This is a genomic window from Bradyrhizobium tropiciagri (assembly GCF_018130505.1).
Classification (GTDB): Bacteria; Pseudomonadota; Alphaproteobacteria; order Rhizobiales; family Xanthobacteraceae; genus Bradyrhizobium; species Bradyrhizobium tropiciagri_B.
In genome coordinates this window covers 365,143-387,770 of the sequence record NZ_JAFCKH010000009.1, presented here as the reverse complement: position 1 = coordinate 387,770, position 22,628 = coordinate 365,143, and the positions used below count along the sequence as shown (strand labels likewise).

Here is a 22,628-nt window from a genome sequence, read left to right as displayed (position 1 = left end):
AACTGCACCAGCTGGTTGTCGACCGTGTCCAGGCTCTCGCTGCTCTCCGTCAGGAACTCGCGCAACAGATCGTCCATGAAACCAACCTTCAAATACGCAGCGGCGCGCGACATCGACGCGCCTAACGGAACCGGGCCAGCTTCTCCGCAAAGCGTTTAAGTTTGGTTGAGTAAATGGAAAAGAACGGGATCAACAAATAGATAAGGCTGCGCGATCAAATCGCGCAGCCGCTGGTAACGCCTGATTAACGAAGTTCGCCCAGGGCGCGTCTCAGGACGCGGCGATAATCACCTTGTCGCCGTCGAGCACGAGCGTCACCTTCAGCCCGCAGGCATCCGCCAGCAGGCGCGTGTAATGCGGCTGCACCGCGTGCGCATCCACCGTGTTGGACGACGTCGCACTAAGCAGATCGACGATGTTCTGCGGCACGCGCGCATTGAGGCCGGCGGACGTGATACGGAAGCTCATCGCCTCGCCCTCGCCCACCGGATCGATCGTCAGCGTGCCGCCGCGCGGAATCGTCTGCTGCGCGATCACCAGCATGTTGAGCAGCAGCTTGACCCGGTTCTTGGGCAGCAGCAGTCGCGGCAGATTCCAGCTCAGCGTGATCTTGCCGTCCTCGAGATGGCCCTTCGCCATGGTCTGGGCATCGCCGAGGTCGATCTGCGCGCCGGAGGACCCGGCGGCGCCGAACGCGAGGCGGCAGAACTGCAGCCGCGCCGAGGCGGTCTTCGCGCTCTTGCGGATCAGGTCGAGCGCGAAATCGCGGTCCTCGGGCTTGGGATTGTCATCGAGAACCTCGAGCCCGTTGACGATCGCGCCGACCGGACTGATGAGGTCGTGGCAGACCCGCGAGCACAGCAGCGCCGCGAGTTCGAGTGCGTCGGGGGCGGGACCGGGAGACGAAGTGCCAGACATTGATTGTTCCTGGAAAGCCGCACGCCGCGGGAGGAGTGCGAATCATGCATGCCTGTGGGCTTGATACACCGCGCAGACGCATGCTGCCAGCTTGCGGCGGGGCTTATAAGGCATGATCAGGAAAAGTGGGCACCGATTTTCCGAAAAAGATCATGCTCAAACAACGGCATGAGAACATGATGCGCTGCCTTGTCATCGCATCATGTTCTCAGGGGAACACGAACAGGATATGAGATTCGCCCATGAATGAGGCAGAACCGCCGGTGATCGGCTGCGACAGCGCAGCGACGCTGCTCGAATCACTCACCGAACTGGTGATCCGGGCCGGCGAGGCGATCCTCGCGGTCAACCGTTCCACGATGGACGTCACCGGCAAGAGCGACGGTTCGCCGGTCACCGAGGCCGATCTCGCCGCCGACCAGATCATCGTCGAAGGGCTGGGACGGCTGGCGCCGCATGTATCGCTGCTGTCGGAGGAACGCGTTCACCTGGCGACGCCGCCCTACAAGGACAGCTTCTTCCTGATCGATCCGCTCGACGGCACCAAGGAGTTCGTCGCCGGGCGCAACGAGTTCACCGTCAATCTGGCGCTGGTCACGCGCGGCGCGCCTCTGCTCGGCATCGTCGGCGCGCCCGCGCTCGGCTTGATCTGGCGCGGCATCGTCGGCAAGGGCTCGGAACGGCTGACGCTGAACGGCAGCACGGTCGCAAAGGCGGTGCCGATCAGGACCCGGCCGTGTCCGCCGCGCGGTCAGCCGTGGACGGTGGCGGTCAGCCGTTCGCACGGCGATCCGCGCACCGAGGGCTTCATCGACGCACGCGGAAACGCGGTCCGCGCCGTGCTGGGCTCGGCGGTCAAGTTCGGCCGCGTCGCCGAGGGCGAGGTCGACATTTATCCCCGCCTCTCACCGACATCCGAATGGGACGTTGCCGCGGGCGCCGCGGTCGTCGTCGCGGCCGGCGGCAAGGTGACCGACGCTAACGGCGGTCCACTGCAATTCGGCCTCGGCCGCGAGAATTTCCTGGTGCCGGAGTTCATCGCCTGGGGCGACCCAGGCGCCGCATCTTGATGCGGCGTTTCTGATTACTGCGCGAGACTTTCCTGAACCTCGGGCCAGCGCATCTTCGCCTCCTTGAGGAAGCGTGCCGGATCGGCGGCAAAGGCATCGCGGCTGGTTTCGCGGTTGAACAGATAGAGCCTGTTCCCGGCAACCACCCAGAACCGTGGGTTGCCCGCGCAGCTGACGCCGCGCACGAGATCGGTCGGGTCGTAACCGCCGAACTGCGGACCATAGATCTCGGGATGGGCCACGAACGACGCGCGGTTGCCCTCGTTGCGGAAACGCCAGACCACGCCGGCTTCGGCGGCCTCGAATTCCGGCCGGCCCTGGGTGGCCGCAGCATCGGTGAAATAGGCGACGGGATCGAAGCCTTCGATCGCGAGGCCCGAATAGCGGTTCGTCACGACGCGCTCGGTGGTGGTGGCCCAAGCGGCCGCATCAACACCGATGGCCGCCAAAATGCCCGCCAACAGGCCGAAAAAGGCCATTCCACGGCACCAACCATATCTTTCCTGCCGTTGTGCCGTCATAGTTGCTACCGATAACATCCGAGTCGAGGGGACACCGGGCGCAACCTAGAGCCGTGCTTGTTGGCATCAGGTTAAGGCGGCACCCGGAATTCGATAGCAGGGGTTCTTAATGAGATTCGCATCACGCCTTGCCGCGGTCGGGTTCGCCGCGCTGATGTGCTGGACGGCGGGGGCATCCGCGCAACAGGGCCCGCCGCCGCAATATCCGCCGCCACAGCGTGAATCGACCCCGTATACTTACGGGCCCGACGAACTGACCAACGCCGGGCACAAGTTCTTCGGCAATGTTTCGCGCGGGCTCGCCTCGGTGATCGAGCGCGCGGTCAGCCAATGGGGCCTGCCCAACGGCTACGTGCTCGGCGAGGAAGGCTCCGGCGCCTTCGTGGCCGGCCTGCGCTACGGCGAAGGCACGCTCTACACCAAGAACGCCGGCGACCTCCGGGTCTACTGGCAGGGTCCCTCGGTCGGCTTCGACTGGGGCGGCGACGGCGCCCGCACCATGACGCTGGTCTATAACCTGCCCTCGACGCAGGCGATCTACCAGCGCTTCGTCGGCATCGACGGCTCGGCCTATATCGTCGGCGGCTTCGGCATGACGGCGCTGACCTCCAACAACATCGTGCTGGTGCCGATCCGCTCCGGCATCGGCCTGCGGCTCGGCGCCAATGTCGGGTACCTGAAATACACCCCGCGCGCGACCTGGAACCCGTTCTAGGCCATCACCGGGCTGTGATTGCGATCAGTACGGTTAGCGATTCACGTTAACGCGGCAAACGGGCTGGCCTTCGGCCGGCCCGCCGTGGCATTGTGATTAACAATTCCTTCTTTGCTTGGAGTGACCCTTCATGATCGAACCGATCATGTACGCGGCGATCGGTTTCCTGATCTCGATGCTGTGTGGCCTGATGATCGTGCCGCTGGTGCACAACCGCGCGGTGCGGCTGACCACGAAGCGCCTGGAGGCGGCCACCCCGCTGTCGATGGCCGAGATCCAGGCCGACAAGGACCAGCTCCGCGCCGAGTTCGCCATGTCCGCGCGCCGGCTCGAGATGAGCGTCGACCAGCTCAAGAGCAAGACCACCAGCCAGCTCGCCGAGCTCGGCAAGAAGACCGACGCGATCAACCGCATGAAGATCGAGCTGGGCGAAAAGAACGCCGCGATCTTCGCGCTGGAGGCGCGCGAGAAGGCGACGACGGAGCAGCTGCGCGCCACCGAGGGGGAATTCTCCGCCAAGTCCGAGCTGCTGCGCAGCGCCGAGCAGGCGCTGACCGACAAGCAGGCCGAGCTCGGCAAGATCAATGCTGCACTCAACGACCGCTCGATGACGGCCGACAGCCGCCAGATCGAGCTGGTCGCAGTGCGGACGCAGGTCGAGGAATTGCGGAACCGGGTCGGCGATGCCGCGCGGGATTTTGCCGCGACCGAGGCCCGCCTCGCCCAGGAACGCAACCAGTCGGAAACGGTCACGCGCGACCTGACCGATGCGCGCGGACGGGTGGAAAATCTCAGCCACCGCGTCACCGATCTCGACCGCCAGCTGATTGCCCAGGTCAAGGAAGCCGAGACGCTCGGCAACCGCGTCAACGACCTCGAAAGCCGGCTGGCGACCCAGGGCAAGCTGCTCGCCGAGCGTGAATTCGAGAATGGCCAGCTCACGCAGGCCAACGCCGCCGCCGAGCGCGCCTTGCAGGAACTGCGCGAAGAGCTCGCCGCGACCGACGGCGGCGGCAAGTCGCCGGCGCTCGAGAGGCTGCGCCAGGAGAAGGCGGCGGCCGAGGAGCAACTGCGGATTTCCCTTGAGGAGCGCGGCAAGCTGCAGCGCGACATCAACGCGATCCAGCAGCAGGCGGAAAGCTCGTGGGCCACCGAGCGCATGGAGAACGCGCTGCTGCGCGAGCGCATCAACGACATCGCCGCCGAAGTCGCCAAGCTCGCGATCCAGCTCGAGGGCCCGAATTCGGCGATCGAGGCCATGCTGGCCGCGGAGCCGACGGTGCCGGCCAAGACCGCCACGAGACCTGCCAATGGCTCCGCAAACGGCGTCGCCGCCGCCAGCGGGATGCCCGAAGGCGGCGGGACGCTCGCCGAGCGCATCCGCGCCCTGCAGTCGCACGCCTCCCGGGCCCGCCAGCAAGGAGCTTGATTTCAACAGGGCAATTCGACGGGCATTTCGAGCGCCATTTCGCGGTCTTGGCTTGACACCCCTACCCGGCACTTCGTAAATCGCACGCTCTGACGAAGCGCCTTTCGACCGGCCGCCGACCAGCGGCCCTTCGCACGTTAGATCCCGGACGCATAGCTCAGCGGGAGAGCGTTCCCTTCACACGGGAGAGGTCCAAGGTTCGATCCCTTGTGCGTCCACCATTCATCTCAATAAATCAACTAGTTACCGGCTCGATCCCCGCGGAAGAGTGCCCTCAAACCACTGGGCACGATGCGGGCGCATCGCGCCTTGCGGCGGTTGCAGGTGGAGCGCTACCGCCTCTCCCATCTCCGGACGGCTTGCACACCTTTCCGCGCTCATCCCGCACGATGAACGCCGCTTCCCCCAGCCTTAGATCTGCATCACCTGACGATAGTATTTGTAGAACGCCCGGATCTGTCCTTCGCTCAACATGTGGCTGGTATCAGCCGTATCGCGGCCGCCAAACTCGACCAAGCCGACGTGATCCTGATAGCTTTCCGCTGTCGCCTGGACGAATTTCAACACCTCTGTATCGTCGACCGAGACCAGGCCGGCGGGGCCGAACAGGTTGGCCTGCTTGCGCCGGCGGAGAGTCATTTCTTCGGTGTCGCCTTCGTAGCCGAAGAAGGTCCAGATCAGCTCGGTTTGGCCCGGCCCCTTCGGAACCAGATGCCTGATCGCGATGCTGTTCGCCTGCTGGTGCATCACGCTGCTGGGATGCAACGTGCCGCCGGTCACCTTGCCGTCCGCGAATTCAGGAATCGGGGTGACGAGTGTCGGGTCCGCCAGCGTTAGCCCCTCTCCGAAGCGGCCGATCTCGCCGGTCGAATCCTTTTCCTTCTTTCCGGTATTTTCGGTGACTGTGACGGAGTGGGCTCCGCCTGCCGCGGTCCCCAGCAGGAACTTGTTGCCGGCACGCAGCAACCCGAACGTCACGTAGAACGTGTGCAACAGCGTCGCATGATACGGATCGCGCAGGTTCTCGATGTACAGCTTCCAGTTACAGGATAGCAGCTGCCGCTGATAACCGAGCACGCGGGTTGGCCGGGAGAACACCCGGTCGAGCCCTGGCAGGGCTTCGGCGAAATAGGTTTCGAGATCCGGCGGATCTTCCGAGAACGTCGCCCAGATCAAGCCGCCGCGTTCGACATGCTTCAGCTTGCGAATGCCGTGATCCACCGTGTCGAAGTCCGAAGGATATCCTCCCTCCCCTTTCAATCCACGCTTGAAGGGGACGCCGACCAGATCGCCCTTCAGCGAAAACGACCATTGGTGATAAGGGCACGTCAGGCGGCTACCGTTGCCCTTGGCGCACCACACGACACGCGTGCCCCTGTGGGAGCAAGCATTCTCCAGAACGGATAGCGCGCCGTCATGGTCGCGTGTGACGATGACACTGCGTTCGCCGATCCAGCTGCTCTTGTAGTCTCCCGGCTGCCTGACCTCGTCGACGCACCCGACATAGTTCCAGGTCGGACCATAGAACATCGCCTGAAGCTCACGGTCATAGAGATCCCGATCGACATACAGCCAATAGGGCACGCGCGACACGTCGTCCTTCGGCCACGCTCGCACCGGCGAGTTGTCTGAATTCCGGGACTCGGAGAGGTTTACTTGCTGCATTGAGGCTCTCTCTTAAAGTGGGAACACGAGCGAATTGTCGATGCGGTCGTGATCGTAGATCACCGTGCGACGGGCGAACCGAAGCCGGTCGCCATTCACCGCTATCTCATCGATTGATCGTCCGACCGAGAAGAACGTCGGCGCCTCGTCCGTCACCGAACGCACGGCGAGATAGGACATCGTGCTTGAAACCAGATCACCCTTGCGGGCGGCCAGTTTCAGTGCCCCCGGAAAATGACGGATCGTCTGCCGTGCGTGGACCGAGGTGTTGGCCGTGGCCGCGGCCCGATCGCGGAACATCGCGATCCCGTCGCAGTAGATGTCACCGATCAGCAGCCCGCTCCGGTGGCTTTGATCCGATTGAACGAGGTACACGGCGTCTTCGGTGAAGAACGACGGCCACGCGGTCAGATCCTGCGCTTCGAGACACGCGAAATACTCCTCATAGAGCTCGCGCACGCGGATCTTCAGCGGATGGTCGAGGGTTGTAGCGCTCATATCTGCAGACATCGATCAATCCCGGCTCAGGCGTGGTTCGGACCAAACGGGAGCACCGGCAGCACCAGCGGCCCGTGCGTAAGGAAAAACTGCGAGTACTCGATACGCTCGAGAGGGACGGCCGCCGCCATATTTGGAAATCTCTCAAACAGCATCGCCAACGCGATCCTGCCTTCCATTCTGGCGAGAGGAGCGCCAAGGCAGTTGTGCACGCCATGCCCGAACGACAGATGCCCCTTGTCTGCGCGCTCCGCATCGAACTTCGCTGCGGAGAGGCCGTATCGTGCGGGATCGGTCGCGGCTCCGCCGATGCATAGCAGCAGAGGCTCGCCGGCGGGGACGGACACCCCGGCGATTTCGGTCGGCGCCAGCGTATAGCGGAAGATGACGCCGGAGATCGGCGGATTGAGCCGCAACGTCTCCTCCACCAGATCGTCCCAGAGGCCGTCGCGCCGTGGCGCCATCAACTGATCAGGGTGCTTGAGCACATTGACGATGGCGTGGCCGAGGAGATGCACCGTGGTCTCATGACCCGCGATCAGCAGCAGGAAAAGCGAATCGACGAGCTCTTCAGTCGACAGACTGTCTTCGTCGTCATGCGCGCGCACGAGAGCCGTGGTGAGATCCTCGCCCGGCTCACGGCGCTTGTCCTCGACCAGTCGTTCGAGAAGAGCGACGAGGTCTCGATGGGCCGCATAGATCTCTTCGGGCGGGCCCGCTTGGGAGACGAGAACCCGTGTCCATTCGCGCAGGCTTGGCCGCTGCGACTGAGGGACGCCGAAGAGCTGGCAAATCACCGCGATCGGAAGCGCTTCCGTGAAATGCGGCACCAGATCGACGGCGGAGCGGCCGTCTGCTCCTTCTGCCGTCACATTGTTCAGCAGCTCATCGACGATGCCTCCGATCCAGGGCCGCATCGCATCGATACGCGCGCGCGTGAACGCCTTCGAGAGCAGCCCGCGCAGTCGCCGATGCGCGGCGCCGTCGCGCATCAGCATGTGTTCGCTGCGCACCAGGGGAAGCAGCGGCCAGTCGGCCGGGACCCTCCCCTCCTGGAGAGCTGCCCAGTGCGAATAGTGCTTGCCGTACGTCTTGTTGTCGCCGGCGAAGACCTCACGTATGGCATCGTGGGTCGTGACGGCCCAGGCCGCGACCTCGCCGGGTAGCGTGACGCGAACGACCGGTCCGGCCTCGCGGAACCGCGCGTAGGTCAACGGGAGTGGCTCGCCCGGCACCGGCAAGAAGAACGAATTTGTCATTGGTGGATTCCGAAATTCTGTTGAGAGCATCGCCTCAACCAAACAGGTCATCTGTGTACGTCGGCGACTTCTTCGGCTCCGGAGCTTCGGAGATCGCGAACCGGATCGTGTCCGTCCGGTCCCATTTCTCCATCCCCGCGGCCCACGACTGCTGGTCGGCCACGTAGCGCATGATCGACAGCTGCGCGTCGTCGTAGATGCCGAGCGCGTCCATGCGGTCCGGCAGGGCGGCCGCCGCGGCAAGGTACTCATTCACGCGCAATGCGATGCGGGCGGTTACGGCGTCAATCGCCTGTTGCGTGTCGAGTCCGTGATGGTGCGCGAGGACCGTGACAAAGTTGATCGGATCATCCTGTTCCATATGCAGGGAATGGATGTCGTTCACCCAGCACATGATGTCCGCCGTACCAAGCAGCAGCGTTTGGAAATCGTCGCTGGCGTAGAGCGCGTCCGAAATGTGCGCGCCTTCGATCGACTCGACGAGGTCAAGCGTCGGGAAGACGGTCGACGCATCGCGTCGCACCGAGATGTAGCTCTCGATGGTCGGTATGGAGCCCGACACGCGGTAGGCGTTCTCGCTGAGGTGCCCGGTGAGCCACGCATTGAGATTTCGCCGAAACCTCGCCACCCAATAGGCAGGCCGTCGCGGCACGCTGCGGTCGAGCAAGTCGTCGAGAGCGCCCAACAGCGGGTGGCGCCCTGCTCGCGGGGCGCCGGATTGTCCCGAGATGGCCGCGCGCATGCCTTCGATCAGATCTTCGTACGCACGCGTCCGGTCGGTCCGGACCGCGTTGTTCTGCTGATCATCCGTGATGAAGAAGAAACTGTTCCAGTCGGCCACCAACGCAAGCCCGGCAAACGGAGCATGCGGCAGCAGCGTCGACATCACGCGTCCATAGCCGAGCGCGTGGAATTTCGCCGCGACCGACGGCGAGCGCAACAGGTCGAACTCGCGACACCAACGTTCGGTCGATGCCTGGATCTCGGCAGATCTCGGATGCATGGCCGTCCGGAACGGCAGAACCAACTCCGGGAGCAGAACGGGCTTCATGACGACGCTCCGGCCTGGTTGCGACGATGAACGGTCATCGGCAGATGGTTGGGGCGCACCAGCGCGGTTGCGATCTCGCGGACTTCGGCGCCGGCGACCGGCTCAAGCCGCCAATTCGCGCAGATCGCGGCGGTCACCATCTTCAGCTCGACCGTGGCAAACAGCTTGCCGATGCATTGATAGGCGCCGGCCGCGAAGGGGATGAACGCGCCCTTCGGGATGCGGCGCCTGTTCTCCGGAAGCCACCGATCCGGATCGAAACGATAGGGATCGTGGAACCAGCGCGCGTCGTGGTGCAGCAGATAGGGGCTGTAGACCAGCTCGGAATCGGCTGGAATCGTCGTGTTGCCAATGCGCACATCGATCAACGTGCGGCGCATGAACACCAGCGGCGTATGCATCCGCAGTACCTCGTCGATGACGCGATCGAGATAAGTCAGCCGCTCCAGGTCGTCGTAGGTGGGAAGACGCCCGCCCAGCACTGCATCGAGCTCGGCGCGGACCTGGCGCGCCACGTCGGGGTTGCTGCCGATCTCGTGCATCACCCAGCCGAGCGCAGCCCCGGGCGCTTCGATGCCGGTCAATGCCAGCGTCATCACCTGGGCATGGACTTCGCTGTCCGAGAGTTGCTGCCCGTCATCGTCGCGTGCCGCGAGCAGAGCGGAAAGCACATCGCCGCGATCCTGATCGGCCTTCCTGTAGTCAAGGATCACGTCATCGATGGCGCGGTGCATCCTCGCCATGGCGCGTCGAAAGCGAATATTTCCAGGCGTCGGCACCGATTCCCAGGCCGTCGGCAGAATGGTCCGCAGCAACAGCCCACGCGTCAGCTGATGCATTCCGTCCTTGATGGCCTCGGCGGTTTCGGGGCTCGCCGTGAAGCGAAAAAGGCTTCTTGTCAGCGCGGTGAGCGCCAGATCATTCATGACGGTGTCGACGGCGATCTGATCGCCGTCGCACCAGCCTGCAACGGTCTCCCGGGCCGCCGCCCCCATGATTGCCGCGTAATTGGCGATCCGCTCCCGCGTGAAGACCGGCTGCAACATCTTGCGCTGCCGATGGTGTTCAGCGCCGGACACCGTTGCTATGCCCTTGCCCAACGCCGGCTCGAGTTTCTCGAAGATGCGTCCGCGCTTGTAGGCCCGATCACCCGGAACCAGCATCTCGCGCACCGCACCAGGATGCGTCAGGACATACACGGGAAGCGTTCCAAACCGCAGTCGGACCACGTCTTCCCCGTACCTCGCCAAGCCGGGCAGGAACTCGAGCGGACGCCTTAGCATCGGCACGATGTGGCCGAGAACAGGCCATCGACCAGGAACGTCGTACGCATCGATCGCGACCGAACGACGCTCGAACGACGATATGGTACGCGACCTGCGCAGGGCGTGGTCGCTCGCGGAATCTGACATTGCTGCAAGCCTTACTGGTCGCGCGGCATTGCCCGCCGGGACCGTGGATGTGGGGGGAGCGTTCTCGATCGGGGAAGGTGCGAGTTTCGCGGCTCGTCACGCAGCTGCTTTGTGCCGAAACTCATCGGGCACGATCGGAATTCATCACCTGTCGTTGTTGAACGTTATCTCCGATACTTATCGGACCGCGCGCACGCCGGGCGGAGACGATTGCCGAACACTGCGAGCCGCGGGTGATGACGCAAAGCCCGCAGCTTGTCTCTCGCACGATTGCCGTGATGCCCGCGGGATTGCACTTCGGTGGGCGATGTGATGCGCGACAAGTCCTGGCGCATGGTGCCTCATGTAGTTCCAGATCGATGCGCGGAAACTAGTGGAGGCAAGTATCGATCTCAAGATGACGCCGCGAATCGCGCATCAACTTGCAGTGATATTATATTTATAATGCCATTTTCGATAATTGGCCGAATCGCTGAACGATGGCGACGTGGTCGCCGAGAGACAACGACTCAACGAGGAACGCCGCGCCCCGCCGGTAAGTCGATCCGCGGCGGATGTTGGTGGTCGCATTACTGAAGGTCAGCCGCTGATCGCGAGCGAGCGGCGCAAGGCGGGAATCTGAATTATCGGCCTTCTTGAGGCCCCGGTTGGGACTTGCTCACTTTCGAGGGAATACACTTCGCGCCAGGCGCCCTAATCCGCAACGTCACCAGTTGCGGGCATGCGCATGTGTGTACTCGGATTGGAAGTGTCAACACCGAGAACGATCAACCGCCAGGACGTTTTCCCTTTTTAGTCAAGCCATACGTCTGCAGCGCACCGGTGGAATGGAGGACGTGACGTGTCACGTCCTCCTCCTCTAGAAATCCGATCGTGCATCTCGCCTGGCCGTCACCAGCGCCGGAACCAGCCGCCTCGGCTGACGCTTCCGCCGTTTGGTCCTGTCGTCGTTCGATTGTATGCATAGCTGCGAACGCCCGTGCGCGAGATGCTGCCCGCGCGGGATACGGTGCGGCCGTTGGGACCGGTCACCGACGCGGAGCGCGAGCACGTCCCGCCGCCGCAGCTTCCACTCGCGGTTCTGGTATAGGTTCCGCGTTGCGTCGTGACGCTGCCCGTCCTCGTCCATGCGCTGGCCTCCGATGCCGCCCCGATCATCAGCAAGACCGAGAGCGCGATGGTTTTGATTGCAACTTTCATGATGTGATCCTTCCAGTTTGAACGCCCGCATCCTGAGACGAGCGTCATGGCGGGAGAGTCACTTCGGCCATTTGCGTCGGAATGTACCGCCCGCATCAAAACGTAACGGAGTGTATCGGCGGCCGCGCGGATCCGAGTGAGCGCTAGACGAGCGAGCCACCCCAACTTTCAGGTGCGACGTCGGCGATCGTCTGCGAGAAGGTCCAGACGTATCCGGCCGGATCGCGACAGGAATATTGGCGCTCTCCGTAGGGATAGTCGGTCGGCGGCCCCGAAACCGACGCGCCTGCCCGGAACGCGCGCTCATAATGGCTGTCGACGTCATCGACGCGCACCATGACACCGAACCGCTTCTCCGGATGGCTGAACGACGATGTTGCACCGGCTTCGGTGAGAACGACTGCGCCGCCGCAGATGTCGAGTTGGGCGCGGTGATGACCTATGCGCAGGCGCAACCTGAATCCGAACACCCTGCAGAGCCAGTCAGCGGCCTCGCCGACCTCCCGATAGGCCAGCTCCGGAATGACGCGCGCTTCCGGCATCGATCGATTTGCATTCACTTTGAACTCCTGTCTCAGCTCGTGGAATTCTTGTCCGCTCGGTTCTATTGCGAGCGCCGCGAGGCGATGAGCGCCTGAAATGCGGTGAGCTCGTGCGCGTCGATGATGCCATCGTGGTTGGTGTCCGCCCGATCGAACAGCAGGCTCGGCCCGTTGACGAACTCGTCCCGGCTGACACGGCCGTCGCCATTCTTGTCGAGCATTGCCATGGCCTGTTGCAGGCGGCCGCCATCATCGTCGCGGCGCGCCAGCAGCCGCCGGCGTGCGTCCTGCTTGTCGAGATAGCCGTCGCCGTTTCGGTCGAGCCGGGCAAACAGGCCGGCCCGCGCCGCGGTGAATTCGGCGCGCGTGATCTTGCCGTCACCGTTGGTGTCGGCATTCGCGAGCATCTGGCCCGGATCAGACCGCGCGCCTGTTGCAAGGGCATTCCGCGCGACAAGGGCGCAACCGGATGTGGATAGGGCAACAAAAACCAGGACAAGAAGACGACGCATCGGGCGCACCTCTGTTGGAGAAGTCAGGGTCACCCTCTTCATGCGCCGCTGTATTCAGGATGTGAGCCGAGCGTGACCTAATGTAACAAAGTGTATCGATGCCGTTTTCGTGCTTTTTCTGCCGCTTTGTTCCGGTGTAGCTGGCTGAGGAGTTGGGACTTTGGCTCAAGACACTCTCATCGCCGTCGTCGAGGACGATCCGGAGATCCGATCGCTGGTCGGCGGCTTGCTGCTGCGCGAGGGATTCGAAGTCGCGCTATGCAACGGCGCGGACGATCTCGATCGCGAGCTAGGGCGGCGCCGCGTCGACCTCGTCGTGCTCGATCTGATGCTCGCCGGCGAAGACGGCCTTTCGATCTGCCGCCGTCTGCGCACCGGCCCGATGGGGACCCCCGTTCTGATGGTCACCGCGAAAAGCGATGATCTGGACCGCATTATCGGATTGGAAATCGGGGCGGACGACTATCTCGGCAAGCCGTTCAATCCGCGCGAGCTCGTGGCACGCGTGCGAGCGATCCTGCGCCGGACGCGCGACGTTCATCGCGTCGCAGCCAATCCCCCGCCGGACCTCTATCGCTTCGCCGGCTGGAGCCTGAACGCCGCATCGCGCCTGCTGCGGGATCCCGATGGCGATCCCGTCGATCTGACCGGCGGCGAATTCGATCTCCTGATGGTATTCCTCACCCATCCTCAACGCGTCCTCAATCGCGACCAGTTGCTGGACTGGACACGCGGCCGCAGCGCGGGACCGCTCGACCGCACCATCGATGTTCAGCTCAGCCGCCTGCGCCGGAAACTGGGAGACGACGCCAAGGTACCGTCCGTGATCAAGACCGTGCGCGGCGGCGGCTATCTGTTCTCGGCAACGGTCGACCGAGACCGGAGCTGACATGCGAGGTGTCCTTGGAAGCCTTGCCTTTCGAATCGGGACGGCTTTCCTTCTCGGCCTCGTTCTCCTCCAGATCGTGATTGCGGCTGCCGTGATATGGCCGGACGGCCGACCCGCGATATTCCGTCTCGTCTCGCCGCGGGAAGCGGCTGCAATGGCCCGGGCCCTCGAAGCCGCATCCGGTCAGCAGCGCGACCTGCTGGTCGCAGCGCTGAACATCGGATCCCTGATCGTCCATCTGGAAACGCCGTCACCCGATACCAAGCCGCTCGCGGAAAACGAGGCTGCCCCCTATCTGACCCGGCTCTATAACAACTATGCGGCTGAGCTCGAAGGGCGTGACTTCCGCGTCGAAGGGCGCGGCGACCAGGCAATGCAGGAGCGCGGATACGCCGCGGCGGGTCGGCCGGGCGCCGTGCGTCTGCTCGTCCGCCTGCACACGGGCGATCTTCTCGTGGTTGAACGCGCCCCGATGCTGCTGCAGCGGCTGGTGGCGCGCTTTGCCATCATTGGTGGCGCCGCCACGGTGATCCTGCTGCTCGTGCTTCTCTACTGCATTCGCGCGGTTGTGCTGCCCGCGCGGCACCTGGCGCAGGCGACCCGCGATCTCGCCGTCGATATCAACACCCCCGACCTGCCGGCGACAGGAGCCACGGAGATCGGCCAGCTTGCAGTCGCATTCAACAACATGAAGCATACGATACGCGGCCTGATGAACGAGCGGACCAGAATGCTTGCCGCCATCGCCCACGATTGCCGCACCTATCTGACGCGTCTCAGGCTGCGGGTGGACTTCATCGACGATCCGCAACAGCATGCGCGTGCGATCCGCGATCTCGACGACATGAGCCTGCTGCTCGACGACACGCTGGTCTTCGCGCGCGAAACGACGGCTGCCGGTGACAGGCCGCCTGAACGCTGCGATGTTGTCGCAGAACTGGCGTCGTTGACGCGGATCAGGCAGGAAATCGGCGAGCCGGTCACGCTCGAGACCCCGACCGCCGAACGTCTCGACGCGCGATGCGCCCCGCTGGCGCTGCGGCGCATGCTCGCGAATTTGACGGACAATGCGCTGCGCTACGGCAAGACCGCCGAACTCGGCGCGCTGCGGGAAGGCAACACGATCCGCCTGTCGATTGCGGATCGGGGGCCGGGCATCCCCGGCGATGAACTGGAGCGGATACTAAAGCCATTCGAACGACTGGAGCCCTCGCGCAGCCGGCAGACCGGAGGTGCAGGGCTCGGCCTCGCGATCGTGAGCGCGTTGGCGAAAAGTCAGGGCGGAGAGCTCAAGATCGAGAACCGGAGTGAAGGCGGCCTCTGCGCTATCCTCTCCCTGCCAGCCGCCGACTGAGGCCGCGGCCGCACGTTACATTCTGTTACCGCCAGTTCACACCGCAGAAGCGGCTCGCATCGACTATGGCTCCTTCATCAGGAGTCCCCACACATGCCGCCCGAACGCTTGAGGAAGGCCGGACAAGCCATGTCCCGGATTTTCTGGGACGCGCTATTCGTCCTCCTCCTCATCATCCTGGCTTGCCTGATGGCGGCGGCGTTCGTTCCTGCCATCGCCGCGCCGATGCCGCCCCCCGCCGATGTCGTTGCCAGCCTCGAAAAAATCATCCGGCAGGATGCAATCAGGGGAGTGACGCTGATTGTCTTCCGCCACGGCCAGCAGCTCTATCGTGTCGATGCCGGCGACATCGATCCGGACGCGCACTTCCCGGTGGCTTCCGCATCGAAATGGGTGGCGGCGGCCCTCGTCATGACCGTTGTCGACGAAGGCAAGCTGTCGCTTGACGAGCCGATCGGGGCGCGGCTGCCGAACTTCACCGGCACCGCCGGCAAGATCACGCTGCGCCAGCTATTGTCCTACACCTCGGGCCAGGGCGGGCTGCGAGGATTGGCGGATATCCGCCAGGACCCGCGGATTTCGCTGGCGGATTCCGCCTCCGCCATCGCTCGACTGCCGCTGCAGGATGCACCCGGAACGGTCTTCCGCTACGGAGGCCCCGCATTTCAGGTGGCCGGAGCGCTCGTCGAGCAAGCCACGGGAGAAAGCTGGACCAAACTGTTCGAGGCGCGCATCGCGCGTCCGCTTCGCATGGAGCATACGTCCTGGGGCAATCCACTTTGGCCCGAGCTTTCCACCGCGGAGATCCGCAATCCCAACCTTCAGGGCGGGCTCGTCACGACAGCCGCGGATTACGGAAAATTCCTCACCATGCTGGCTGCCGGCGGTCGATATGAAGGGAAGCGAATTCTTTCCGAGCAAGCCATCGCGGAGATGGAGCGTGCGCAGACGCTCGGCGCGCGCATTGCGGTTCAAGCAATCGGGACGCGGCGCAGGCTGCAATATGCGCTCGGCAACTGGTGCGAAGCGATGCGGCGCGACCGGACCTGCGACGTGGCGTCAAGCCCGGGCGCGTTCGGAACCTATCCATGGATCGATCGACGGCACGATCTCTACGGCCTGTTCTTCATGCGAGATCGCCTGCCGAATGTCGAACGCGAAATCCAGGCAACGCGGCGCGTGATCCTGCAGGCCGATGCCGGCGCTCACCCTTGAACTGAAACTCGACGATTACATTCCGTCACACTTGCTTACGCGGCGCTCACGCCGCCGTTGCAGAGCGAAGTGAACTTGCGCGGAGAAAATGGAGGTACTGATGCATCACACCGTTCGCCGCTCCCGACTTCCGCGGATCACCAACCTTGCACGTTCCACGGCATTCGCACTTGCGACACTGGCCATTCTCGCCGGTACGCCGACAGCAGGCCGCGCGCAATCTTCCGGCTTCGACCCTTCCGACGTCGATGGCGACGCGGGCATCGCCGCTCCCGGTGTATTCGTCGCCGCTCCACCGCCCGCACGAATGGAAGTTGCCCCCGTGGCGCGCCCGGGATGGATCTGGGCGCCGGGATACTGGCGTTGGACCGGGCGCCGCTATGTTTGGATCGAAGGCCGCTGGCTCGCCGTGCGGCGCGGCTATCAGTACGTCCCGGCACACGGGGGACGGCTGCGCGGCGGCTGGATATTGGTACCGGCACGCTGGGTGGCCCATGTTCTTTGATCGATCAAGCTTCCCGGGCACGACGGCTGCACCACGCCGCGTCGACGAAAACAAACAGAGCTTGACTGAGCGATACCTGGATCGTCCCAGCCATCTCGTTCTCTTCCTGCTTTGGCACGATGCCCGAGCAAGCTTGCGCGGCTTGCGCCGCCGCGATCTCGCGTCGCTGATATTGGGCGGAGGCTGCCTGTTGGCCTATGGGATCGCCGATGTCCTGACGATGCTACTGGCGCATGCCCGGACATTGCGTCAGTTCGCAGTGATCTGGACGATCGGACTTCCCGCTGCAGCCGCGCTTTCGGGATTGCTTCTGGCCATTCCTCTCACCAACCTGATCCTCGCGAAGGCGTGCTCACGCTTTCTCCAGCCGCTCCCGTTGTCTCTCCAGGCAAGGCGTCGAGCCGTCGGCCTCGCTGCGGCGCTGATCGGTGGCCTTCTGACCTTGCCGCTTGCCGGGCTTGCGGGCCTCGCCGCTTTCGTCGTTGCGGTTGACGATCCCTTCGTAAACGGCCTTCGCGCGGCCGCGGCATTCATCCTCGCGTTCGGCGCGGTTGCTGCGGCGAAGGTACGGCGCATGCGGCTGTTCGATCATGCCGAACATCCGGACGGACAATCCCGGCGAGCGATCGCTTTGCCCTGGCTGGAGACACTCGATCGCGCGCCACTTCGCTGGTTCAATTCGTGGGCCTGGCGGTTGCGGGCCGGCGGCGCCGCCTGTTCTGTTCCCTGGCTGGCCGCAGTCGCTGCGGTGAGCACCGCGGCATCCCTCGCCATCGGCACAAGTCTCGCCACACGGTCCGCCGCTCCCGCCGCCGTCGGCGCAACCGCAAGCGGGCTCGCAATGTTCATGCTGACCGTCCGTTGCTGCCCGCTTGCGTCAGCGGCCCTGCGCGCCTCTCCGGTCGGCTTCCTCCAGGCCTGGCTGCGATTGATGCGGCTGCCGTCCTTGATATCCGCCGTGTCTTTTGCGTTGCCGGCATCGGTCACCCTCGCGGCAGATCCGTCGGGCTGGGCCGCTCCGATTGGTGGCGGCTTCATGCTGATGGCGCTGAATTGCTGCTATGGCGTGTTTGCCGCCTACTTCGCCAATGCGCCGGTTGCGGCAGCGATCGGCTTCATCGCAACCATCGCCTACGCCTATTACGAGTCTTTCGAATACGGCCGCACGGTTGTGCTCGTTGTCGTGGGCATGGTCGCCTGGCTCTGGGGCCGGGCCTATCGGAGATACCGCTATGAATCGTACTGATCCGCGGTCGCAGGCTCTTCTCGAGACGAAGGGTCTCGCCGCCGGATATGGTGGGCAGAGTGTCGTCTCCGGCATCGATCTCGCCATCCATCGCGGTGACATTCTCGGCCTGCTTGGCGCCAACGGATCGGGCAAGACGACGCTCCTGAAAGCCGTCACCGGCCAGTTGCCCTTGATGGCGGGACAAGTGTCGCTCGGCGGGGTCGATCTTGCGACCGCACCGGTCGCTGCAAAAGCGCGTTTCGGTCTTGCCATCGATCCGGCAGACCTGCCTACCTCGCTGTCGGGCCGCCAGTATCTCGAGCTCGTTGCTTCCATTCGGGGATGCGAGGGTGACGTCTGGCCCACCGGCGATGTGATCGGCAGCCTTGGCCTCGGTTCATGGCTCGGCCGGCCCATCGCGGATTACTCGCTTGGTACCCGCGCGAAGGTCGCGATCGCCGCGGCGCTCGTCGGCGCCCCGCCTCTCCTGGTCTTTGACGAGTCCTTCAATGGGCTGGATCCGGAGGCGGCATGGGAGGCCAGGTGCATGATCGGCGAACTCGCCTTCACCCGGGATCACGCCGTCATTCTATCGACCCATGTGATCGAGACGGTACCGGCCTTTTGCAACCGCGCCATATTTCTCGCGGACGGACAGATCGTCGAGAGTTGGGACGGCCCCTCGCTCGTGAATGCCTCGCCGACGCCTGGCGCCTTCGAGGCTCATATCATCGGCCGATTGAGGCGATCGAAAGCGCAGCGCGCCGCAAAGCGCCTTACCGGACGTGTCGTCCTGTGAAGATCACCTTTCCGACGAGCTTTGCAGTCCGGCCAACGGCGAGACGCGGCTCAGCATCGAGGCGGATCGTTCCGGGCGGCGGTTGAGCTCGCCGAGCAGGTCGCGCACGGCGCCGTCGAATTCCTCGGACCGGGTCTTGGGATCGACCGGCTGGCCGGCATCCGGCAGGGACTGGCGGCGGCGGCCGGTGATGTCGTCATTTGCGGCGACGAGGAGACGCTCGAGATTGATGGCGTCGTCTGCCGCAGGCGCCACCGCAGCTTCGCTTCGCTGTGATTCCCCCCGCTCGCCGCGCGCGGCGCGGCGGCGCCGGCGCGAGATCATCTCGCGCACGCCGTAGCCCACCCCGAAGCCGATAGCCATCGCGATCAGAAGGATCAGAAGTCCCATGGCGTTGTCCCCGCGATCACCCTGCCGCGGTGCAATAAGCCGGGACAATGAGGCAGAGGCTTGACCATCCCGGTTCGCCGCCATGGCACGGCCAGTCCCAACCACGGAATCCTACGGGGTTTTATTTGCAAACCTCCTCCGCTACCTTCCCGGACCTCGCGGGGGCGCGGGGGAACTGCGATGCGCAAGAGCAATGACTACATCCTCAGTCTGCGGCCGTGGTCGTTGTCGACTTTCGCCGTAGCCCTGTTGGCCGTGGTATTCGCCGCCGCGATGCAGGAGCTGTTCGCGACCTTCGGCTTGCAGTTCTATTTCGCCGGTTTCGTCCCGGCGATCCTGATCGCCGGCCTGCTTGGCGGCGCGCCTGCCGGCGCCTTTGCCACCATCATCACGGTCCCGATCGTCTGCTGGGGGTTCCTGCCGCCGTATTTCGAGTTCAGCTGGCCCACGGCCGCCGACTACGACCGGATCTCGACGTTTCTCCTGTCGAGCGCGCTGATGGTCTCCTTCTCGCAGCTCTACCGGGAAGCACTCATTATCCTGCGAAAATGAGCCGGATTCCTTGCTGAAATGAGCCGGTAGCCTCTCGTTTCCAGGCGCGCGCCCCTTCCTCCATCATCACGCGCCGCTCACGGACAGCTGATCCGTGTAAGGGAACCCTGCGACATTCTGTCACGTTGGGGTGCGCCGGAAACCAACTTGGGAGACCTATCCGATGCGAACACTGATCCTCGCCGCCACCGCCGTCGCCTTGCTGTCATCCACCGCCCTCGCGCAGGACAAGGCAGGCGCCAGCCCGGCGCCCGCGGCGCAGAGCGCCGACACCACCACCAAGGGCGAGGCGTCCAAGATGGCGCCGAAGAAGAAGGCGAAGAAAACCGCCGCCAAGAAGTCGAGCGCCAAAAAGGGCGACGATGCGGCCAAGCAATAAGCAGACCCGTTCGGTAAGAACGCCGAAGGCCGCCCTCGGGCGGCCTTCCAGCATTCCCTGCGCCTCATGCGCCTGCGTCGGAGATCCGACGCATCGAAGTTCGCTGAATGAAAGTGCGGAAGGGGGAGCGAAAGTGAAACGAAACCGGTGATGCGCACCGCCATCGGATCGTACTGAAAAAAACCACCAGCCCCAGAAATTGCTCCACCTTCCGCGCCACACTTGTGGCGTACGGACACGACCGGCGCATGACCCAAACGGGGTATCACGCAAAACACGGTCGTCAGAGTTAATGCGCGCCGTTGTCGCGCGGCTCCGCAAGACCGCTGTCGCGCAGCCGCTCCGCGAACCAGAGCGATGTCATGCGTTCAACAACGCCGCCGACATAGACTTCCGTAAAGCCCACGCCTCCGCGGCCGAGCGTGACCAGCACGCCGGTCGCAAAGGCGAACCAGACATGAGGATCGGTCAGCGCCTGCAGTTTTTGCAGGTCGTGCTCGATCGGCTGGTGATTGCTGTCCTTGCGCACCTCGATCGCGAGCAGATTGTTGGGAATGTCGCGCTGATGCACCACAATGTCGGGATAGATCGATTTGCCGAGATGGTCATCGGTCGAGGCGGCCGAGCCGCGCGGCAGCCGCAGCGTGCGTTCGCCGAGCCGGTCGTAGTTGCAATCGATCTGCCAGCCGGAAAATTGTCGTTCGACATACACCGCAAGGCGGTGAGTGAGTGTCCGCTCGCCGAGATCGCGCTCCAGCAAGAACTGCTCATGCGCGTAAAACTCGGCCAGGGCGGCGATCACCTTGTTCAGCTCGGTCTGCACGACGCCTCCGACTGTACCGGACCGCCGCCGCGGCCATTGGGAAAATCCCTTACATCTGCACTTCGATCAGCCTTGGCCCCGGCTCGGCGACGGCGTCCGCCAGCGCCTTGTTGAACTCATCCGCCGTCGTGACGGCACGGGCAGGCACACCCATGCCCTTCGCCAACGCGACGAAATCGATCGTCGGCCGATCGATCTTCAGCATGTCCTGCGCGCGCTTGCCGGGCTCGCCGGCGCCGACGCCGTCGAACTCGCCGCGCAGGATCTGGTAGATGCGGTTGGCGAACACGATGGTCACGACATTGAGTCCCTCGCGCGCCTGCGTCCACAGTGACTGGATCGTGTACATCGCGCTGCCGTCGCCGACCATGCAGATCACCTTGCGGTCCGGACAAGCGACCGCGGCGCCGGTCGCGACCGGCGTCGAGAAGCCGATCGAGCCGCCCATGTTCTGCAGCCAGTCATGCGGCGCGGCCGCCGCCGTCGGCGGGAAGAAGCCGCGTCCGGTGGTGACTGACTCGTCGACCATGATGGCGTTCTCGGGGATCGCACAGGCGATCGCCTGGGCGATCGTGGCGTGGTTGAGCGCGCCGGTCGGCTTGACCAGCTCCTGCAATTGTTGCGGCTTGACGTCCTGCGCCGTCGCATGCAGCGCGTTGGCGAGCGCCTCGAGCGCGGCAACCGAGTTCTCGCCCCACGAGGTCATGCGATGCACGTCGCAGCCCTCGGCCTTCAACATGCTCGGCTTGTTCGGATAGGCGAAGAACGCCACCGGATCGTTGGCCTCGACCAGCACGATGTGACGGAAATTCTTCAGGATCGGCAGCGCCTGCTCGATCACATAGGGAATGCGGTTGATCGAGAAGCGGCTGCGGCCGCGCGCCATGCGCGGATGATAGGTCTGGCCCATCACGGTGCAGCCAGTCTTGCCGGCGATGCGCTCGGCGAGCGCCAGGCCCTGCTCGGTCAGCGCGCTGCCGGTGACGAGCAGCAGCGTGTGCGCGGCATCGCCGTGCAGGATCTTGGCCGCGGTCTCCACCGCCTGCGGCGAATAGCTCGGGCGCTGCGTATCGGCCGGCACCTCGGCGATGCCGTCGGCCTCGTTCCAGGCGGTGTCGGCGGGCAGGATCAGCGTTGCGATCTGCGGCGGCGCGCTCTTCGCCGCGGCGATCGCGGCGGCGCCGTCGGAGGCGACCGACTTGGCATCCGGCGAGGTGCGAACCCAGGCCGACATCGGCCGCGCCAGGCCCTCGATGTCCGACGTCAGCGGCGCGTTGTAGCCGATGTGATAGGTCGCGTGCTGGCCGACGATGTTGACGATGCCGGAATGCGCCTTCTTGGCGTTGTGCAGGTTGGCGAGCCCGTTGGCGAGGCCCGGCCCGAGATGCAGCAGCGTCGAGGCCGGCGTTCCCTTCATGCGGAAATAGCCGTCGGCGGCCCCCGTCACCACGCCCTCGAACAGGCCGAGCACGCAGCGCATGCCGGGCACCTTGTCCAGCGCGGCGACGAAATGCATCTCCGACGTGCCCGGATTGGTGAAGCAGACGTCCACGCCGCCCGCAACCAATGTCCGCACCAGGCTTTCCGCACCGTTCATTGTCTCGCTCCCGTTTCGAGATGTTCTTGAGGTGGGTCCAGATCAACCATTGTTCACCCGCTTCGTCAAAGGCTTGGCCGGACAATGCAGGTATCGGTTGCGGTG

23 protein-coding genes and 1 tRNA gene are annotated in these 22,628 nt (G+C 64.3%); 12 read left to right on the top strand and 12 right to left on the bottom strand.

The genetic code is table 11. The annotated features are described in order from the left end of the window. Positions 1-270: 270 nt before the first annotated feature. Positions 271-918: a histidine phosphotransferase ChpT gene (chpT, locus tag JQ633_RS24290; RefSeq protein ID WP_211987583.1), complete on the bottom strand. Its 648-nt coding sequence runs from the start codon at positions 916-918 to the stop codon at positions 271-273. 242 nt (positions 919-1,160) lie between these two features. Here chpT and cysQ point away from each other — a divergent pair, with 242 nt between their 5' ends. Continuing rightward, positions 1,161-1,988, top strand: a complete 828-nt coding sequence (cysQ, locus tag JQ633_RS24285) for a 3'(2'),5'-bisphosphate nucleotidase CysQ (RefSeq protein WP_211987582.1) — start codon at positions 1,161-1,163, stop codon at positions 1,986-1,988. Positions 1,989-2,002: 14 nt separating this feature from the next. Here the strand turns inward: cysQ and JQ633_RS24280 are convergent, their stop codons facing one another. After that, complete coding sequence (locus JQ633_RS24280) at positions 2,003-2,467, bottom strand: YHS domain-containing (seleno)protein (RefSeq protein ID WP_211987581.1); 465 nt, start codon at positions 2,465-2,467, stop codon at positions 2,003-2,005. 151 nt (positions 2,468-2,618) lie between these two features. Here JQ633_RS24280 and JQ633_RS24275 point away from each other — a divergent pair, with 151 nt between their 5' ends. The 3 genes from JQ633_RS24275 (at position 2,619) to JQ633_RS24265 (ending at position 4,874) form a co-directional block, all read left to right on the top strand. After that, entirely contained in the window at positions 2,619-3,224 is a 606-nt protein-coding gene (locus JQ633_RS24275; RefSeq protein WP_211987580.1) for a DUF1134 domain-containing protein, read from the top strand. A gap of 130 nt (positions 3,225-3,354) precedes the next feature. Further along, positions 3,355-4,653: a hypothetical protein gene (locus JQ633_RS24270; RefSeq protein WP_211987579.1), complete on the top strand. Its 1,299-nt coding sequence runs from the start codon at positions 3,355-3,357 to the stop codon at positions 4,651-4,653. 146 nt (positions 4,654-4,799) lie between these two features. Then, positions 4,800-4,874, top strand: a tRNA-Val gene (locus JQ633_RS24265). Positions 4,875-5,064: 190 nt separating this feature from the next. Here the strand turns inward: JQ633_RS24265 and JQ633_RS24260 are convergent. The 7 genes from JQ633_RS24260 to JQ633_RS24230 all read right to left on the bottom strand — a co-directional run bounded on the left by JQ633_RS24260 (position 5,065) and on the right by JQ633_RS24230 (position 12,834). Beyond that, positions 5,065-6,318 (bottom strand): aromatic ring-hydroxylating oxygenase subunit alpha, encoded by a 1,254-nt coding sequence (locus JQ633_RS24260; protein WP_211987578.1) that lies wholly within the window; start codon positions 6,316-6,318, stop codon positions 5,065-5,067. Between the two features lie 12 nt (positions 6,319-6,330). After that, a complete protein-coding gene (locus tag JQ633_RS24255; RefSeq protein ID WP_211987577.1) occupies positions 6,331-6,828 on the bottom strand; it encodes an aromatic-ring-hydroxylating dioxygenase subunit beta in 498 nt (165 codons plus the stop codon). Positions 6,829-6,842: 14 nt separating this feature from the next. Further along, positions 6,843-8,075 (bottom strand): cytochrome P450 family protein, encoded by a 1,233-nt coding sequence (locus JQ633_RS24250; protein ID WP_211987576.1) that lies wholly within the window; start codon positions 8,073-8,075, stop codon positions 6,843-6,845. A 34-nt stretch (positions 8,076-8,109) separates the two neighbouring features. Further along, positions 8,110-9,126, bottom strand: coding sequence for a terpene synthase family protein (locus tag JQ633_RS24245; protein ID WP_211987575.1), 1,017 nt, complete (start codon positions 9,124-9,126; stop codon positions 8,110-8,112). Continuing rightward, complete coding sequence (locus JQ633_RS24240; RefSeq protein WP_211987574.1) at positions 9,123-10,538, bottom strand: cytochrome P450; 1,416 nt, start codon at positions 10,536-10,538, stop codon at positions 9,123-9,125. Before JQ633_RS24240 ends, JQ633_RS24245 begins: the two co-directional genes overlap by 4 nt. A 1,343-nt stretch (positions 10,539-11,881) precedes the next feature. Next, the gene (locus JQ633_RS24235; protein ID WP_249159590.1) at positions 11,882-12,280 is read right to left on the bottom strand and encodes a VOC family protein; all 399 of its coding nucleotides are present in this window, start codon (positions 12,278-12,280) and stop codon (positions 11,882-11,884) included. Between the two features lie 62 nt (positions 12,281-12,342). Further along, entirely contained in the window at positions 12,343-12,834 is a 492-nt protein-coding gene (locus JQ633_RS24230) for an EF-hand domain-containing protein (RefSeq protein ID WP_211987572.1), read from the bottom strand. 118 nt (positions 12,835-12,952) lie between these two features. Here JQ633_RS24230 and JQ633_RS24225 point away from each other — a divergent pair, with 118 nt between their 5' ends. The 6 genes from JQ633_RS24225 (at position 12,953) to JQ633_RS24200 (ending at position 18,782) form a co-directional block, all read left to right on the top strand. Beyond that, complete coding sequence (locus tag JQ633_RS24225; protein ID WP_211987571.1) at positions 12,953-13,681, top strand: response regulator; 729 nt, start codon at positions 12,953-12,955, stop codon at positions 13,679-13,681. A gap of 154 nt (positions 13,682-13,835) precedes the next feature. After that, positions 13,836-15,035: an ATP-binding protein gene (locus JQ633_RS24220; RefSeq protein ID WP_211987570.1), complete on the top strand. Its 1,200-nt coding sequence runs from the start codon at positions 13,836-13,838 to the stop codon at positions 15,033-15,035. Between the two features lie 93 nt (positions 15,036-15,128). After that, positions 15,129-16,250 (top strand): serine hydrolase domain-containing protein, encoded by a 1,122-nt coding sequence (locus tag JQ633_RS24215; RefSeq protein ID WP_211987569.1) that lies wholly within the window; start codon positions 15,129-15,131, stop codon positions 16,248-16,250. Between the two features lie 88 nt (positions 16,251-16,338). Next, a complete protein-coding gene (locus JQ633_RS24210) occupies positions 16,339-16,755 on the top strand; it encodes a YXWGXW repeat-containing protein (RefSeq protein WP_211987568.1) in 417 nt (138 codons plus the stop codon). Then, positions 16,745-18,001, top strand: a complete 1,257-nt coding sequence (locus JQ633_RS24205; protein ID WP_211987567.1) for a hypothetical protein — start codon at positions 16,745-16,747, stop codon at positions 17,999-18,001. Before JQ633_RS24210 ends, JQ633_RS24205 begins: the two co-directional genes overlap by 11 nt. Continuing rightward, entirely contained in the window at positions 17,934-18,782 is an 849-nt protein-coding gene (locus JQ633_RS24200) for an ABC transporter ATP-binding protein (RefSeq protein ID WP_249159589.1), read from the top strand. The genes JQ633_RS24205 and JQ633_RS24200 overlap by 68 nt, the downstream gene beginning before the upstream one ends. Positions 18,783-18,785: 3 nt before the next feature. Here the strand turns inward: JQ633_RS24200 and JQ633_RS24195 are convergent, their stop codons facing one another. After that, positions 18,786-19,172: a hypothetical protein gene (locus tag JQ633_RS24195; protein ID WP_211987566.1), complete on the bottom strand. Its 387-nt coding sequence runs from the start codon at positions 19,170-19,172 to the stop codon at positions 18,786-18,788. Between the two features lie 180 nt (positions 19,173-19,352). Between JQ633_RS24195 and JQ633_RS24190 the strand changes: the two genes are divergently transcribed. Both JQ633_RS24190 and JQ633_RS24185 read left to right on the top strand, forming a co-directional pair. Beyond that, complete coding sequence (locus tag JQ633_RS24190; RefSeq protein ID WP_211987565.1) at positions 19,353-19,724, top strand: DUF4118 domain-containing protein; 372 nt, start codon at positions 19,353-19,355, stop codon at positions 19,722-19,724. A gap of 163 nt (positions 19,725-19,887) precedes the next feature. After that, positions 19,888-20,103, top strand: a complete 216-nt coding sequence (locus JQ633_RS24185) for a hypothetical protein (RefSeq protein ID WP_211987564.1) — start codon at positions 19,888-19,890, stop codon at positions 20,101-20,103. 289 nt (positions 20,104-20,392) lie between these two features. On the opposite strand, the gene JQ633_RS24180 is transcribed toward JQ633_RS24185, so the two are convergent. Continuing rightward, entirely contained in the window at positions 20,393-20,926 is a 534-nt protein-coding gene (locus tag JQ633_RS24180; RefSeq protein WP_211987563.1) for a hypothetical protein, read from the bottom strand. Positions 20,927-20,975: 49 nt separating this feature from the next. Further along, positions 20,976-22,523: an acetolactate synthase large subunit gene (locus JQ633_RS24175; RefSeq protein ID WP_211987562.1), complete on the bottom strand. Its 1,548-nt coding sequence runs from the start codon at positions 22,521-22,523 to the stop codon at positions 20,976-20,978. Positions 22,524-22,628 lie beyond the last annotated feature (105 nt).